At 61.6% G+C, this 15,547-nt stretch carries 11 protein-coding genes, 1 pseudogene and 2 riboswitches; of the genes and pseudogenes, 7 read left to right on the top strand and 5 right to left on the bottom strand.

Features of this window, described 5'->3' with window-relative positions; all coding sequences use genetic code 11:
- Positions 1–139 precede the first annotated feature (139 nt).
- Together C2E19_RS16355 and nfuA are read left to right on the top strand one after the other, a co-directional pair.
- A complete protein-coding gene (locus C2E19_RS16355) occupies positions 140–1,162 on the top strand; it encodes an acyltransferase (RefSeq protein ID WP_129394146.1) in 1,023 nt (340 codons plus the stop codon).
- A 57-nt stretch (positions 1,163–1,219) separates the two neighbouring features.
- Positions 1,220–1,804, top strand: a complete 585-nt coding sequence (gene nfuA, locus C2E19_RS16350; RefSeq protein ID WP_007912592.1) for a Fe-S biogenesis protein NfuA — start codon at positions 1,220–1,222, stop codon at positions 1,802–1,804.
- 206 nt (positions 1,805–2,010) lie between these two features.
- Here nfuA and cobM read toward each other — a convergent pair whose 3' ends face one another.
- From cobM to C2E19_RS16330, 4 genes are all read right to left on the bottom strand, one after another.
- On the bottom strand, positions 2,011–2,757 hold the full coding sequence (gene cobM, locus C2E19_RS16345; protein ID WP_129394145.1) for a precorrin-4 C(11)-methyltransferase: 747 nt from the start codon (positions 2,755–2,757) through the stop codon (positions 2,011–2,013).
- 81 nt (positions 2,758–2,838) lie between these two features.
- On the bottom strand, positions 2,839–3,252 hold the full coding sequence (locus C2E19_RS16340) for a cobalamin biosynthesis protein (RefSeq protein ID WP_129394144.1): 414 nt from the start codon (positions 3,250–3,252) through the stop codon (positions 2,839–2,841).
- Positions 3,249–3,950, bottom strand: coding sequence for a CbtA family protein (locus tag C2E19_RS16335; RefSeq protein ID WP_129394143.1), 702 nt, complete (start codon positions 3,948–3,950; stop codon positions 3,249–3,251). The genes C2E19_RS16340 and C2E19_RS16335 overlap by 4 nt, the downstream gene beginning before the upstream one ends.
- 11 nt (positions 3,951–3,961) lie before the next feature.
- Complete coding sequence (locus C2E19_RS16330; protein WP_129394142.1) at positions 3,962–4,159, bottom strand: CbtB domain-containing protein; 198 nt, start codon at positions 4,157–4,159, stop codon at positions 3,962–3,964.
- A 121-nt stretch (positions 4,160–4,280) separates the two neighbouring features.
- A riboswitch (cobalamin riboswitch) is annotated at positions 4,281–4,503 on the bottom strand.
- A gap of 902 nt (positions 4,504–5,405) precedes the next feature.
- Positions 5,406–5,618: riboswitch (cobalamin riboswitch) on the top strand.
- A 98-nt stretch (positions 5,619–5,716) separates the two neighbouring features.
- Here C2E19_RS16330 and cobW point away from each other — a divergent pair.
- The 5 genes from cobW to C2E19_RS16300 all read left to right on the top strand — a co-directional run bounded on the left by cobW (position 5,717) and on the right by C2E19_RS16300 (position 14,254).
- Positions 5,717–6,790: a cobalamin biosynthesis protein CobW gene (gene cobW, locus C2E19_RS16325; protein ID WP_129394141.1), complete on the top strand. Its 1,074-nt coding sequence runs from the start codon at positions 5,717–5,719 to the stop codon at positions 6,788–6,790.
- A gap of 3 nt (positions 6,791–6,793) precedes the next feature.
- A complete protein-coding gene (gene cobN / locus C2E19_RS16320) occupies positions 6,794–10,642 on the top strand; it encodes a cobaltochelatase subunit CobN (protein ID WP_129394140.1) in 3,849 nt (1,282 codons plus the stop codon).
- Between the two features lie 145 nt (positions 10,643–10,787).
- On the top strand, positions 10,788–11,789 hold the full coding sequence (locus tag C2E19_RS16310; RefSeq protein WP_129394139.1) for an ATP-binding protein: 1,002 nt from the start codon (positions 10,788–10,790) through the stop codon (positions 11,787–11,789).
- A complete protein-coding gene (locus C2E19_RS16305) occupies positions 11,714–12,454 on the top strand; it encodes a VWA domain-containing protein (RefSeq protein ID WP_129394138.1) in 741 nt (246 codons plus the stop codon). Before C2E19_RS16310 ends, C2E19_RS16305 begins: the two co-directional genes overlap by 76 nt.
- A 153-nt stretch (positions 12,455–12,607) precedes the next feature.
- Complete coding sequence (locus C2E19_RS16300; RefSeq protein ID WP_129394137.1) at positions 12,608–14,254, top strand: phospholipase D-like domain-containing protein; 1,647 nt, start codon at positions 12,608–12,610, stop codon at positions 14,252–14,254.
- Here C2E19_RS16300 and C2E19_RS16295 read toward each other — a convergent pair.
- Positions 14,251–15,474: pseudogene (locus tag C2E19_RS16295) on the bottom strand (NADH:flavin oxidoreductase/NADH oxidase family protein). The gene C2E19_RS16300 and the pseudogene C2E19_RS16295 overlap by 4 nt on opposite strands.
- Positions 15,475–15,547 lie beyond the last annotated feature (73 nt).

The following is a 15,547-nucleotide window of genomic DNA, read 5'->3' as shown; positions in this document are numbered from 1 at the left end:
CAGCACCAACACAAATCCCCCGTGTAGGAGCTGTCGAGTGAAACGAGGCTGCGATCTTTTGATCTTGAAAACCAAAAATCAAAAGATCGCAGCGTGCCGCAGCTCCTACAGGGGTTAGTCGAGACCGGGAGAGCGGGCGATGTTGATTTCAGTGCAGGCCCTGCGTGCGCTTGCGGCGTGGACGGTGGTCTGCCACCACTTCATGCAGATTTTCTTCGACTTCCAGGCACGTGGGCCGGTTGGCCAGCTGTTTATCGACAAAGGCGCGGTGGGCGTCGACATTTTCTTCGTCATCAGCGGTCTGGTGATTTTCCTTTCCACCGAGAACAAACCGCTGCCACCGGCGCGGTTTCTGCTCTACCGCTTGTTTCGCATCGTCCCGGCGTACTGGCTGTACACGCTGTTGATGGCGCTGCTGGTGGTGTTTGCCCAGCCGTTGCTGCCGGACCAGAGCGTGGACTGGGCGCATCTGCTGCTGTCATTGCTGTTCATTCCCACCGAAAACCCCGGCGGATACGGGTTCTACCCGACACTGAATGTCGGCTGGACACTCAATTACGAAATGCTCTTCTACGTGCTGTTTGCCTGGGCGCTGCTGTTTCGCTTGCAGGTACGCCTGTTGGTGGTTGCGGCATTGCTGTTTGCCGTTTCGCAAGCCTGGACCGGGTTTGGCTGGATCAGCGAGTTCTATCGGTCGGACATTGTTTATGAGTTCTTGCTGGGGATCGGCATCGGCATGCTTTATCGCCGGGGCTGGATCGGCGCCGGCCTGTGGTTGCCGCTGCTGGCGATTGGCGCGGCACTGCTGACGATCTACCACTGGGCACCGGCACCAAGGCTGTTCAACTGGGGCGTGCCGAGCGCCGTGCTGGTAATGGCGTGCATTTCACTTGAGCGTTATGTCGAGCGCAGCCGGGTGCTGAAACTACTCGGCGACTGCTCCTATTCGGTGTATCTGATGCACGTTCTGGTGCTGTCAGCGGGTGGGTTCATTGCGCAGCGCTACGCCATCAACCCGTATCTGATGTTTGTTGTGTGTGCGCTGGCGATTGGCGTTGGCTCGTGGCTGAGCTACGAATGGGTGGAAAAGCGCAGTTATCGCTGGCTCAAGGCGCGGGTCGATGGCGCGGCCGACGAGAATCTTTCCCGACAAAAATACTAGGACTTTGTCCGGCGCAACGATTGGCGTAAACTGCGCCCAAGCCTGCGAGGAGTTTCCATGACCGCTATTACCATTACCGACGCCGCCCACGATTACCTGGCTGATCTGCTCTCCAAGCAGAACACCCCGGGCATCGGCATCCGCGTCTTCATCACCCAGCCTGGCACCCAGTACGCCGAAACCTGCATTGCCTACTGCAAGCCGGGCGAAGAAAAACCTGAAGACACCGCGCTGGGGCTGAAAAGCTTCACCGCCTATATCGATCACTTCAGCGAAGCGTTTCTCGACGACGCCGTTGTCGATTACGCCACCGACCGCATGGGCGGCCAGCTGACCATCAAGGCGCCAAACGCCAAAGTACCGATGGTCAACGCCGACAGCCCGGTCAACGAGCGCATCAACTACTACCTGCAAACCGAAATCAACCCGGGGCTCGCTAGCCACGGCGGTCAGGTCAGCCTGATCGATGTGGTTGAAGACGGCATTGCCGTGCTGCAGTTCGGCGGTGGTTGCCAGGGCTGCGGTCAGGCCGACGTCACTCTGAAGGAAGGCATCGAGCGCACGTTGCTTGAGCGCATCCCGGAGTTGAAGGGCGTTCGCGACGTAACCGACCACACGCAGAAAGAAAACGCCTACTACTGAGTAAGGTGTTCACTGCGGACATGAAAAACGGCGCCCCGTGAGCGCCGTTTTTTTATGGGTGAAATGCACCGACGCCTTCGCGAGCAGGCTCGCTCCCACCTTTGGAATGCAATCAAATGTGGGAGCGAGCCTGCTCGCGAAGGGGACCTTTTGATCGCTCCCACGCTCTGCGTGGGAATGCAGCCCGGGACGCTCCGCGTTCCAATTCATGGCCTGTAAAGGTGCGCATGCCCGGCACGATACAACGATGATTCGCTGAACACTTCACTGCCCAGCACACGCCCAACCAGAATCAACGCCGTACGCCGAAACCCCTTGGCTTCAACCTTCCCGGCAATATCCGCCAGTGTCCCCACCACCCAATCCTGATCGGGCCATGTCGCCCGGTGAATCACCGCAATCGGGCAATCCGCGCCGTAGTGCGGCAACAGCTCTACCAGAATCTTCTGCAGATGGTTCACCCCCAAATGAATCGCCATGGTCGCGCCGTGCTGCGCCAGGCTGGCGAGTTCTTCGCCGGCTGGCATCGCGGTTTTATCCGCGTAGCGGGTCAGGATCACGCTTTGCGAGACATCCGGCAGGGTCAGTTCGGCACCCAGTAACGCCGCACACGCCGCCGTCGCGGTTACCCCGGGAATGATTTCGAACGGGATGTTCAGCTCGCGCAAATAGCGAATCTGCTCGCCAATCGCGCCATACAGACTCGGATCGCCGGAATGCACCCGAGCCACGTCCTGGCCTTTTTCATGGGCAGACTTGATCAGGTCGATGATCTGTTCCAGATGCAGTTCGGCGCTATTGACCAGCGTTTGCGCCTGATGACCGTCCAGCACCGCTGCTGGCACCAGCGAGCCTGCATAGATGATCACCGGGCAGCTGCGGATCAACCGCTGGCCTTTGACGGTGATCAATTCCGGGTCGCCGGGGCCGGCGCCGATGAAGTAGACGGTCATGAAGAAATCCTGTGAAAAACGGGGCAGGGCAATGCTTCAGATGAAGATTGCTCATGATCAAACGGGGAGATTATCGGGATTTTACGCTGCACCGGCCAATGCCAACGTAGCCTGAGCGTATTTTTGCCGGGAAATCAGCAGTTTTGCCGGCGCCTGGATCAGCTGTTCAGCGAGTGCCAACGCCGCGCTTTCTGCCACACCGTAACAACCGGTGCGCTCGTAGGCGATTTGTGAATGGTGGCTGAGTTGCTGCTGATAACTGGCCAGTTCTGCACTGCTGAAGTACAGCAGCGGCAGCGCCAGTTGTGCGGCGAGTTCCTGCAAACCGGGCTCATCGCGTTTCAAGTCGATACTGGCCAGGGCTTTGACCGCTTGCAGTTCAATGCGATGGGCTTGCAACGCCTGGTCAAGCAACGCGCGCAGCGTGCTGGCGGGGCAGCCGCGCTGGCAGCCCAGGCCGACCACCAGGGTCGGCGCTGCGCCGGCAGTCGTCATGCGTGGTATTGACCATCACTTTTGCGGCGGAACAACCAGGCACTGATCAGGCCCAAGGCCAGCCAGAACGCCACGTTGGTCAACTGCGAAGCGATTTTGAACTGTGCTTCCAATGCTTCGGGAGCGAGCATCGAATGGACTTCCGGTTGCGGAGCGCCGATCACGTGCGGCACGGCAAGAATGGCCACGCCGAGGATTTTCATCAGCCAGTGACGACTGAACACGATCAGCGACAGGCCGACAGCCGTAGACGCGGCAGTGCCGATCCACCACATCTGGCGCGATGCCAGATCAGCGGCAGCGGTGCCCGGCAATTCAGGCGGCAGACCCAAAGTCGGCGCGAGGACGAAAGTGGCATAACCGGCCAGACCCCAGAGCAGGCCTTGCGAGGTTTTGGTCGGCGCGCGCAGGGTGTACAGACCCGCGAGAATCAGGGCGAAACCGACCGCAACCACCAGATTGCCGCCGGTGGTCGAAACCACGCGCTGCCAACCGTCTTCAGGCTCCCAGGCTTCGGCATCATGAGTGTGCGCGGCGGCGCCAGCGGTGTGTTCGTGGACTTCGGCAACCGGTGCGGATTTCTCGAAGGTTTCGGCCTGGAGAATCAGCGGTGAAACCCAGAAGCTTTGCAGCAGGGTGAGGAGCAGGGCGGCCAGCAGGCCGGTGAAACCTGCAGTTTGGGCAATTCGCTTGATCATGTCGGCAGGTCTCAGTGGCACGGGAACGCGGCGCTGTGGCGGGTATCGTGCGCGGCGTTGTGCACTGCTTCGATATGCGAGAAACCGGCGAAATAGACCAGGCTGGCACCCAGAATCGACGCGAAGACTGCGGCGGTCAGACGCTGGCTCAGGGTCGTGGTGGTGGAAATTTTGTCCGTGTTGCTGCCGGTGCTGCTGATGATCGACATGGCGCTTCCCTCTGGAATGTCAGCGGGTGATATAGAGCGCATAAAACCCCTGCGGGTCGAGCACGCAGGGGTTCGAACAGCGCCCGCCCACCGCGGGTTTGTTATGTTCAGCGACGCAAAATGCGCACTGTGTGTTGCGGGCCGGTCTCCGGGCTCACGAGGGGTTGGCGTCAGGCCGACCTGCAAGCGTCACCTTCCCATGCCGTATCGGCACAGTGGATTTGACGCTTCGCTCGCTTACCGTTGCGGGGGCAGCACCGGACTGACATGGCTTTGAGTAAAGCACATGATTCACCGGTTTCCCGTTTCACCCTGTGAAGGGCACCCGTAACAAGTTGTGTAGGAGAGCATGGGTTGGGGATTTTAGTCAATTTTGTGGGTGGATCCGTTGCTGCGGTAACGGCTTCTTAGGGTTCCGCCCTTACGGCGGGTCACTTTTTCCAGGCGCCGAAAAAGTAACTAAAAAGGCTTGCTCCTGCGTGCGGCCCGCTCGCTGGGGCTCGGGGTTCCTTCGCTGCGGGATCGATCCGGGCGCAGCGTCTACGGTTTGCTTCGCTGCACCTCCTCTCGCTGTGTTTGGCTGCGCCAAACGGTCGCTGCGCTCCCACCCCCGGATCAATCCCTCCACTCAGCCTTCCGACGTCGCTCGTGGATCAAGATCAAAAGCAGGCGAGCTGACACTCGGCCTATTGAGTGGTGAGGAGCGCGGGTGTTCGGCTTTTGATTTGCGTTGTTGCTGCCCCTCATCGGAACGCCGCCCGCCCAGCCCTCTCCCGAGGGAGAGGGAGCCGATTTGTGGGCTTTTCAGAATCTGAGTTCAACGCGGTATCGCACGTCGGCGTATCTCTCGCAATCACCTCGGTCAGTCCCCTCTCCCTCCGGGAGAGGGCTAGGGTGAGGGGCTCTTGATCTGGCTTTTGATCTGGCTTTTTTGCCCCTTCGGCAGGCCGAGCGGAGGTGTTCATCCGGGGGATAGGCGCGCAGCGCCGTTCGACGAAGTCGAACACATCGAGAGGAGGTGCAGCGAAGCAAACCGTAGGCGATGCCCCCGGATGGACACCGTAGCGAGGGAACACTGAGCCTCAGCGAAGTGCCGTACGCCGGGGCAAAGCCTTTTGGGTTACCTTTTCGGCGTTTGGAAAAGGTGACTCGCTGTAAGAGCGAAACCGCCAGCGGCCGCACCCGCAGCAACGGATATGCTCCCAATCCAAAAAAACCCAAACATTGACCCATAAGCAAGCCATGCGTAGCCTTGCGCTTTCGAGGTTCTTTGACACCTGTCGAAGCTAAGAAGGGAACGCGGTCAATGCCGCGGCTGCCCCCGCAACTGTGAACGGCGATGTTCGCTGCCACGCCACTGCCAGCTCAATCGATGAGCCCGCGGGAAGGCGCAGCAAACGCCAGGCCCCGCGCCTGAACGCCGTCAGCCAGGAGACCTGCCTCGTCACAGATTCTCAATTCAACCGGGCGGGGTGATCCGGTGGCGAACTCTCCGGGCACGCACGCGCGTTGCCGGTTCTCGTCCCGTATGCCCGCCGCTTGCCAAAGGGCATACCGATGAAAACACTGGCCAAACTCCCCGTCACTATCGTTACCGGCTTCCTCGGCTCGGGCAAAACCACGCTGCTGCGGCACATGCTCGACAACGCTCAGGGGCGTCGCATCGCGGTGATCGTCAACGAGTTTGGCGAGTTGGGCATCGACGGTGAAATCCTCAAGCAATGCTCCATCGGTTGCACCGAAGAAGAAGCGGTTGGCCGCGTTTATGAACTGGCCAACGGCTGCCTGTGCTGCACCGTTCAGGAAGAATTCTTCCCGGTGATGCGCGAATTGGTCGCGCGTCGCGGCGACCTAGACCACATCCTCATCGAAACCTCGGGCCTGGCCCTGCCAAAACCTCTGGTGCAAGCCTTCCAGTGGCCGGAAATCCGCAGCGCCTGCACCGTTGACGCAGTGATTACCGTGGTCGACAGCCCGGCCGTGGCCGCTGGCACTTTCGCCGCGTTCCCGGATCAGGTCGATGCCCAGCGCAAACTCGACCCGAACCTCGATCATGAGTCGCCGCTGCACGAACTGTTCGCCGACCAACTGGCCAGCGCCGACCTGGTGATCCTCAACAAGGCCGACCAGACCAGCCCGGAAGACCTCGCTCGCGTGCGTGCAGAAGTCGCCGAAGAGCTGCCGCCAGCGGTGAAAATCATCGAAGCCAGCAACGGTCGTCTGCCACTCGACGTGCTGATCGGCCTCGGCGCCGGTTCCGAGGAACACATCGACAGCCGTCACAGCCATCACGATCACCACCATGGTGAAGGCGATGATGACCACGATGACCACGATCACGACGCCTTCGATTCGATCTCCATCGAACTGCCGCAAGCCGAAGAAAGCCTGCTGCTCGACGCGCTGACGCAACTGGTGGTCAAGCACGGCATCCTGCGCGTCAAAGGCTTCGCAGCCATTCCGAACAAGCCAATGCGCCTGCTGATCCAGGGTGTCGGCACGCGTTTCGACAAGCATTTCGACCGTCAGTGGGGCACCGATGAAGCGCGCGTCACGCGTCTGGTGTTGATCGGTCAGCAACTCGACGCGGTGCAACTCGAAGCGCAACTGCGCGCCGCGCTCAGCGTTTAAGCCATGCACCTGCTCAGGACCCAGCCCGGCGGATTCGTCTCGGATGACAACATTGCCGACCTTGGACAAACCCCCGCCGAGCTGGTGATCCTGTGCAGCGGCGATTCCAGCCTGGCGCTGCTCGCCGAAGCCGCGCAGCAATTGCCCGAGGATTACCCGAGCCTGCGTCTGGCCAATCCGATGCAGGTGCAGAATCACGCGTCGGTCGACCTGTACGTCGATGAAGTGCTGCGCCACGCCAAGGTGATTTTGATTTCGCTGCACGGTGGCATTGCTTATTGGCGTTACGGTGTCGAGCGTCTGGTCGAGTTGGCCGAGCGAGGTGTGCAGGTGATTCTGGTGCCGGGCGATGACCGTCCCGATCCGGAGCTCAGCGACTTGAGCACCGTCAACGCCGAGGATCGCGACCGGCTCTGGCAGTTTTTGCGTCAGGGCGGCATGGCCAACGCGCTGGATTTTTTCCGCTGTCTGGCCAGCCGTTGGCTCGCGCGTGATTACCCGTGGGACGAGCCGCAAACCCTGCCACGCACAGCGATTTATCACCCGAACAAAACCTCCGCTGCACTGATTGACTGGCAAGCCGAATGGCTGCCCGAAAATCCGGTCGCGGCGGTGCTGTTTTACCGCTCGCACCTGCAAGCGGCGAACACCGCATTCATTGATGTTTTCTGCCAGCGCTTGCAGGCGGCGGGGCTTAACCCGTTGCCAGTCGCCGTGGCCAGCCTGAAAGAGCCCAGCTGCCTGGCGGTGGTCGAGGACTGGCTGGACGAAGTCGAGGCCGGGGTCATTCTCAACACCACCGGTTTCGCCCAATCCAGCCCGGAAGCACCCCATCTGCGGCCGTTTCGCCGCAATATCCCGGTGATTCAGGCAATTTGCGCGCAGGACAACGAACCCGGCTGGCGCGCCAGCGAACAGGGCCTCGGTCCACGCGATCTGGCGATGCACATTGCCTTGCCGGAACTCGACGGGCGCATCATCAGCCGGCCGATCAGCTTCAAGGATCTGGCCTGGCGCAGCGAGCGCAGTCAGTCCGATGTGGTCTGCTATCGCGCGCAGCCCGAGCGCATGGATTTCGTCGCCGAACTGGCGCGGCGCTGGATCGAGCTGGCACGGGTGCCGAACGCTGAAAAGCGTATCGCGCTGATCCTCGCCAACTATCCGACCCGCGACGGACGCATCGGCAACGGCGTCGGCCTCGATACACCGGCGGCGGCGCTGAATATCCTGCGGGCATTGCAGCAACAGGGTTATCCGTTAGCGGCCGAACTGCCGGACAGCGGCACCGCGTTGATCGAGCAATTACTCGGTGGCGTCAGCAATGATCTCGACACGATTGACCTGCGCCCGTGCCAGCAAAGCCTGGCAATGGACGATTACCTGACGATGTTCAATGCACTGCCGCCAGCCAATCGTGACGCCGTGTTCGAGCGTTGGGGCGCGCCGCAAAACGACCCGATGTATCGCGACGGGCGAATGATGATCGCCGGGCTGCGATTCGGTCTGACTTTCGTCGGGATTCAGCCTGCGCGCGGTTATCAGGTGGATCCGAGCGCGGTCTATCACGACCCGGATCTGGTGCCGCCGCACGCTTATCTGGCGTTTTATTTCTGGTTGCGCAACACCTACGGCGCCCACGGCGTGATCCATGTCGGCAAGCACGGCAACCTCGAGTGGCTGCCGGGTAAAGGCGTCGGACTGTCGGAGAATTGCTGGCCGGACGCGCTGCTCGGGCCGCTGCCGAACATCTATCCGTTTATCGTCAACGACCCGGGCGAGGGCGCTCAGGCCAAGCGACGTACGCAAGCGGTGATCATCGATCACTTGATGCCGCCGCTGACCCGCGCCGAGACCTACGGCCCGCTGCGTAATCTGGAATTGCTCGCCGACGAATATTACGAAGCGCAACTGCTCGATCCGCGTCGTGCCCGCGAGTTACAGCGCGATATTCTGCAATTGGTGCGAGACACGCAGATCGATCGTGAACTGCAACTCGATGCCGGCCTGGACAGTGACGCCGATGCGGCGATCTGGCTGCCGCGTCTGGATACGTATCTGTGTGATCTGAAGGAATCGCAGATTCGCGATGGTTTGCACATTTTCGGTGAATCGCCAACCGGGCGCTTGCGCATTGATACCTTGCTGGCGCTGCTACGCATTCCGCGTGGCGACGGCAAAGGCGCGCAATCGAGTGTGCTGCGAGCCTTGGCCAAAGCGTTCGCACTCGGCTTCGATCCGCTCGACTGCGCGCTGGCCGAACCCTGGACTGGCCCGCGACCGGTTGAACTGCAATCGCAAAGCGAGGAAGCCTGGCGCACCGCCGGCGACACCCGCGAACGCCTCGAACTGTTCGCCACCGAACTGATCTCCCAAACCCTGCAACCTCCCTGTGGGAGCGGGCTTGCTCGCGAAGGCGGTGGTTCAGATAAATCCATACCGACTGACACGACGCCTTCGCGAGCAAGCCCGCTCCCACTGGGACCGCAGTGGGCGGAGGTCAATGCGATCATCGACAATCTGCGCGACGTCGTCGCCCCACGCCTCGATGCCTGCGGCCCCGCTGAAATGCGCGGTTTGCTCGATGCCCTCAGCGGCCGTTTCGTCCCCGCCGGCCCCAGCGGCGCACCCAGTCGCGGCCGGCTCGACGTGCTGCCGACCGGGCGCAATTTCTACTCGGTGGACGTGCGCAACCTGCCGACCACCACCGCCTGGCGCATCGGTTTCCAGTCGGCGACGCTGATTCTTGAGCGGCACTTGCAGGATCACGGCGATCACCTGCGCCAGCTCGGGCTGTCCGTCTGGGGCACGGCGACCATGCGCACCGGCGGCGACGATATTGCGCAGGCCATGGCCCTGATGGGCGTGCGCCCGGTGTGGGCGACGGGCAGTCAGCGTGTCGATGATTTCGAGATTCTGCCGCTAAGTCTGCTCGACCGTCCACGCGTCGATGTCACGCTGCGAGTCTCGGGATTCTTCCGCGATGCCTTCGCCAACCTGATTCGCCTGTTCGATGCCGCCGTGCAAGCGGTCGCCGCGCTGGACGAGCCGGACGATCTCAATCCACTCGCCGCCAAAGTGCGCGCCGAGCGCGAGGCGCTGCTGCAATCGGGCCTCGACGAAGACACTGCGCGGCGTCAGGCCGGCTGGCGGATCTTCGGCGCCAAACCCGGTGCTTACGGCGCGGGCGTGCAGGGCGCGATTGATGGGCGTCTGTGGCAAACCCGCGAAGACCTCGCCGAGGTGTATCTGAACTGGGGCGCCTACGCCTATGGCGGTGCCGACGAGGGCACCGCCGCCCGCGAGCAATTCGTCCAGCGCCTGAGTCAGGTGCAGGCCGTCCTGCAGAATCAGGACAATCGCGAACACGACTTGCTCGATTCCAACGACTATTACCAATTCCAGGGCGGCATGCTCGCCGCCGTGGAAAGCCTGCGTGGAGAGGCCGCCGCCAGTTATCACGGCGATCACAGCCAGCCTGATCTGCCAAGGATTCGCACGCTCAAAGAAGAGCTGAATCGGGTGATCCGCTCGCGGGCGGCGAATCCGAAATGGATCGACGGGGTCAAACGCCACGGCTATAAAGGCGCATTCGAGTTGGCGGCGACGGTCGATAACCTGTTCGCATTCGATGCGACCACGCAGTTGATCGACGATCATCAATACGCGCTGCTTGCCGATGCGTATCTGCTCGACCCGGCGACACGTGAGTTTGTCCGCGAACATAACCCGCATGCCCTGCGCGACATGACCGAGCGCATGCTCGAAGCGCAGCAACGCGGCATGTGGCAGGATCCGGGCGCCTATAAAGAGGCACTGGAAAACCTCCTGCTGGACATAGAAGAAGACAGCTGACACAACCCACTCCAAATGTGGCAGCGGGCTTGCTCGCGAAAGTGTCGTATCAGGCACCCATTGCGTTGAATGACACACCGTCTTCGCGAGCAAGCCGGCTCCCACAGTTTGAAAGTATTTCACCGACCATGATTGAGTATTGCAAATGACCGACACCCCGCATTTCCCGCTTTCCGCCGTGGTCGGCGCCGATGACCTGAAACTCGCCCTGTGCCTGACCGCCATCGACCCGAAAATCGGCGGCGTACTGATCGAAGGCCCACGCGGCATGGCCAAATCCACGCTGGCCCGAGGTTTGGCGGATCTGCTCGCCAGCGGCCAATTCGTCACGTTGCCATTGGGCGCCACCGAAGAACGTCTGGTCGGCACCCTCGACCTCGATGCGGCGCTGAGCGAGGGACGTGCGCAGTTCTCGCCTGGGGTGTTGGCCAAGGCCGACGGCGGCGTGCTCTACGTCGACGAGGTCAATTTGCTTCCCGATCACCTGGTGGATCTGCTGCTCGATGTCGCCGCCAGCGGCACCAACCTGATCGAGCGCGACGGCATTTCCCATCGCCATTCGGCGAAGTTCGTCCTGATCGGCACGATGAACCCGGAAGAGGGCGAATTGCGTCCGCAGCTGCTCGATCGATTTGGTTTGAACGTCGCCCTCAGCGGCAACACTGTGCCAACCGAGCGCGGGCAGATCATCCGTCGTCGACTGGATTTCGACAGCGATCCGCAAGCTTTCTGTGCGCAATGGGACACGCAGCAGCACGCCCTGCGCGAACGTTGTGAAAACGCGCGCATTGCCTTGGCCAACATTCCGCTGGACGATGCCGCACTGGCGCAAATCACCGAGCGTTGCTTTGCTGCCGGGGTCGACGGTTTGCGTGCCGATCTGGTCTGGCTGCGTGCGGCTCGCGCGCATGCCGCCTGGCGCGGCGCCGAGGTGATTGGCGCGGCAGACATCGACGCGGTGGCCGAATTTGCCCTGCGGCATCGGCGCCGTGAGCAGCCGGCCGGCAGTCCTCAGCCGCCTGCGCAAGCGCCGGCCAACACTCAGGCCAGCCCGAGCGAAGGGCAGGGCCAGTGGGGCGACATGCCCACGCCGGCACTCACCACCGGCGCCCGCCGCGAAGTGCCGGTCTGGCCAAAAAAGCCCTAGGCATTCGCCCCCGATCCGACGCGGGGGCGAATGCCAGACCCCGCGCCGGGCAACTCGATCATGGCCGTCAGGGCAAACGTCATGCTGCCCGCAACGGTGCGCTGAACTGGGTCGGTACTTTGCTCAACGGTCGCCCTCGGACCCGCGCCGACCTGTTGTTCCAGCAACGCACACGTTCGCCGCATGAACTGTGGCTGGTGATCGTCGATGCCTCGGCGTCGACTCGCCGGCATCAAGCCCTCAGCGATGCCAAAGGCCTGCTCGCGCAATTGTTCGATGACGCCTATCGGCAACGTGCACGTCTGGCATTGTTGACCGCCAGCGGGACGACGCCGCAATGGCAGGTGCAAGGTTTGAAAGCGTCCAGCGGTTTGCGCGTCTGGCTCGATGCGTTAGGAGCGGGGGGCGGCACACCCTTGCTCGCGGCGCTAGAGCAGGCGCAGCAATGGTTGGCGCTGCGACGTAAACGTTTTCCGGCCGAGCAGCAACGCATGCTGTTGGTGACGGATGGGCGCTTGAAGGATTTGTCCGGATCGCCGCCGCTGGAATGCCCAGGGCTGCTGATCGACATCGAGCGCGGACCGATTCGGCTGGGGCGGGCGCGGGAGTTGGCCAGCGCGCTGGATCTGCAGTATCGGCACATCGATGATGTCGCTGTGGTCTGATCGGACCACATCGCGGGCTAGCCTTCTCCTGCACCCGCAAACCTGTGGGAGCGTGGCTTGCCCGCGATGGCATCGACTCGGTGCGGATACCGCACAAGATAATCCGCAGCACTGCACTATGCTGTTGCGCAGCCCAATCACAAGGAGTGAGCGATGCGCATCCTGGTCAAAAACCCTCAAGACGATTTCCGCGTCAAGGCCTACGCCGGCACCAACGGCGTGCTGCTCGCCATCGATCTTGCCGAATCGCGGCGCAAGGGCCTGCTCGGGTTTGCCATCGAAAAGCAGCAGGGCGACAAACCCTGGCTGTTCCTCTTCAACAGCCTGACCTTTCCCGGCAAAGCTCACACCTTCGCGCAATTCCACGCCACGCCGAGCGATAAGGCGCCGCTGCAGAAATTCCGTTGGGCCGATTACGCGGTCAATCCGGGGATGACCATTCAATACCGTGTTCATTTGGCCTACGGCACCGCCGACGCGCCGGAGTTGGGCGAATCACTGCAACTGACCATCACCTCTGACGACGGACATCCGACCCATCAAAGCGTGATTTTCAATCGCGCCGTGGCCGCCAGTCAGGCCTTTCAGCGCAAGTTTCCCGACCTCGACGCGCAGATCAGCGCGAACAAGAACATGCCCATCGAGGCCTGGCCCGATGCGGCACGGCAATGGCTGGAAAACGGTCTGCTCGGGCGATTGCTGGGGTTTATCGAGCGTGCGGTCGACGGCCAGTGGGCGCTGGATATCGCGATCTACGAGTATCAGTTGCAGGCTATTGTCGATGCGGTCAACGCGGCGTTCGAGCGCGGGGTCAAGGTTCGGGTGCTGTATCACGCGCGAGCGGATGACGAAGACACCACCATCAATCAGGCGAGCCTGGCCAAACTGCCGGCCGCCAGCAAGTGCGGGCGTGTTACTCACAACATTTTTCACAACAAGTTCATTGTTCTCAGCCGCCTCGATACGACTGGCCAGCGTCAGCCGCAAGCGGTGTTGTGTGGCAGTACCAACTTCACTGCCAACGGTGTTTACCGGCAAGCCAACGTCGTGCATGTTCTCGATGAGGGCGCCGTCAGCAGCCGCTATCTGCAAACCTTTGAAGAAATCTGGGCGACGCCGACCGACGTCGGCGCAACTCGCGCCTGGATCAGCGAACATAACCCGATGGATCCGACCCAAACACTGTTCGCCGGCTTCTCGCCACGCAGCGGCGGCGCGGATTTACGCGAGTTCGTCGAAATCATCGAGGCGGCCAAGAAGGACGTGTTGTTTGTCACCGCATTCAGCCTGCCCGACGCCATTCTCAACGCGCTGCTCGGCCAGCCGCACGACGACATCCTGCGTTTCGGCTTGCAAAACACTGCCAGCCGCATCACCGGATACCACGCCGATCGCAGCGCCGAATTTGCCGCCACCGCGTTGCTCAACACCGGTCTGGAAGGCTGGCTGCGCGAGAACATGAAAGGCCAGAAAGGCAATCTGCTGGTGCACACCAAAGCGGTGGTCACCGACTTCACCACCGACGCGCCCACTATCATCAGCGGTAGCCATAACCTCAGCACCTCGGCCAGCAACGGCAACGACGAGAACTACCTGATCATTCGCGGTGATACCGATCTGGCCGACCGCTATGGCCTGGAGTTGCTGCGCTTCTACGAGCACTACCGCTTTCGCTATTTCGCGAAGAAGCTGGCGTTGAAGCAGGTGCAGCCGTTGGCCGTGGATGACAGTTGGACTCACGATTATTACGTTGACGGGGATTTGCGTCAGTTGTCGCGTTTGCGTTTTGCCGGACGTTAAACACCCATCGCCTGGCGATACTGCCGCGCTCGTCGACCTAGATATAGCTGGTCCCGTATCAACGCCCAAATCGCCGGCACTCGCGGTTGTGGCTGGCGACCGCGGCTGAGACGATCGATCTGAAAACGCACCACCGCCATGTTCGCCAGCGATGCCAGAGCCTTGCGTTTCCAGCGAATCGGCGGCAGTTGTGGATTGCGTTCCAGGCCTTCGCGCCAGTGTTTGACCAGATGCGGTTCAAGGGTCAGCGCGGTGGCGATCCCGGCCATGGCGATGCCGCTGTCGAGCACTTGTTCGACCACGGCGAGACGACGAATGCCGCCAGTGACCATTACCGGCATGCGCGCGACACTGGCCAGTTCGCCGGCCATTTCCAGAAAGTACGCTTCACGCGCCAGCGTCCGCCCGTCGCGGGCCTCGCCCTGCATCGCCGGAGCCTCATAGCTGCCGCCGGACAGTTCGAGCAGGTCAATCGGGTATTGGTTGAGCCATTCGATCACCTAGCGCGCATCGTCAGTGTCGAAACCGCCGCGCTGGAAGTCCGCCGAATTGAGCTTCACCGCCACGCAAAACTGCGGCGAAACAGCCTGGCGCACCGCCTCGATCACCGACAGCAGCAGGCGCGCACGGTTTTCCAGCGAGCCGCCCCAGCGGTCGGTACGCCGATTGGTCAACGGTGACAGGAACTGACTGAGCAGATAGCCATGCGCTGCGTGAATCTGCACCCCGGTAAAACCGGCTTTCTCGGCGAGCGCCGCACTGTTGGCAAAGCGCTGAATGACTTCTTCGATGTCGCTTTCGCTCATCGGTTTGGGCTCGGCAAACATCTTCGAGAACTTGCCCAGATCCAGCGCAACCGCCGACGGTGCCAACGCTTGCTGGCCGAGGTTGGCCATTGTCTGCCGCCCCGGGTGGTTGAGCTGCACCCAAAAGTGCGCGCCGCCACTGCGACCGATGCTGGCCCACTGGCGGAATTGCTGCAGGTGGCGTTCGTCTTCGAGCACCACGCCACCGGGGCCGGTCATGGCGCGTCGATCAATCATCACGTTGCCGGTCAGCAACAGCCCGGCGCCGCCTTCAGCCCAGGCTTGGTACAAGCGCAACAGTTCGCCAGAAGGCGCCTGTTCGCGGTCGGCAAGGTTTTCTTCCATGGCCGCTTTTGCGATACGGTTATCGAGCGACTGACCGTTGGGCAGATTAAGTATTTGAAAGGGCGACATGCTTGACTCCTCATCAGTAATGGAGCGAGGCTAAGCTTAAAGTTAACTTTAATGTCAAGCGGGCAAACGGGGT

Source organism: Pseudomonas sp. DTU12.3, assembly GCF_004124275.1.
Lineage (GTDB): Bacteria > Pseudomonadota > Gammaproteobacteria > Pseudomonadales > Pseudomonadaceae > Aquipseudomonas > Aquipseudomonas helmanticensis.
The sequence above is the reverse complement of the archived record's forward strand: the minus strand, read 5'-3'. Positions and strand labels throughout refer to the sequence as shown.

Excerpts from the sequence above, each read along its gene's own strand:
- C2E19_RS16355 (WP_129394146.1), top strand. The coding sequence starts at position 140 with ATGTTGATTTCAGTGCAGGCCCTGCGTGCGCTTGCGGCGTGGACGGTG.
- nfuA (WP_007912592.1), top strand. The coding sequence starts at position 1,220 with ATGACCGCTATTACCATTACCGACGCCGCCCACGATTACCTGGCTGAT.
- cobM (WP_129394145.1), bottom strand. The coding sequence starts at position 2,757 with ATGACCGTCTACTTCATCGGCGCCGGCCCCGGCGACCCGGAATTGATC.
- cobN (WP_129394140.1), top strand. The coding sequence starts at position 6,794 with ATGCACCTGCTCAGGACCCAGCCCGGCGGATTCGTCTCGGATGACAAC.
- C2E19_RS16310 (WP_129394139.1), top strand. The coding sequence starts at position 10,788 with ATGACCGACACCCCGCATTTCCCGCTTTCCGCCGTGGTCGGCGCCGAT.
- C2E19_RS16340 (WP_129394144.1), bottom strand. The coding sequence starts at position 3,252 with ATGACGACTGCCGGCGCAGCGCCGACCCTGGTGGTCGGCCTGGGCTGC.
- cobW (WP_129394141.1), top strand. The coding sequence starts at position 5,717 with ATGAAAACACTGGCCAAACTCCCCGTCACTATCGTTACCGGCTTCCTC.
- C2E19_RS16335 (WP_129394143.1), bottom strand. The coding sequence starts at position 3,950 with ATGATCAAGCGAATTGCCCAAACTGCAGGTTTCACCGGCCTGCTGGCC.
- C2E19_RS16300 (WP_129394137.1), top strand. The coding sequence starts at position 12,608 with ATGCGCATCCTGGTCAAAAACCCTCAAGACGATTTCCGCGTCAAGGCC.
- C2E19_RS16330 (WP_129394142.1), bottom strand. The coding sequence starts at position 4,159 with ATGTCGATCATCAGCAGCACCGGCAGCAACACGGACAAAATTTCCACC.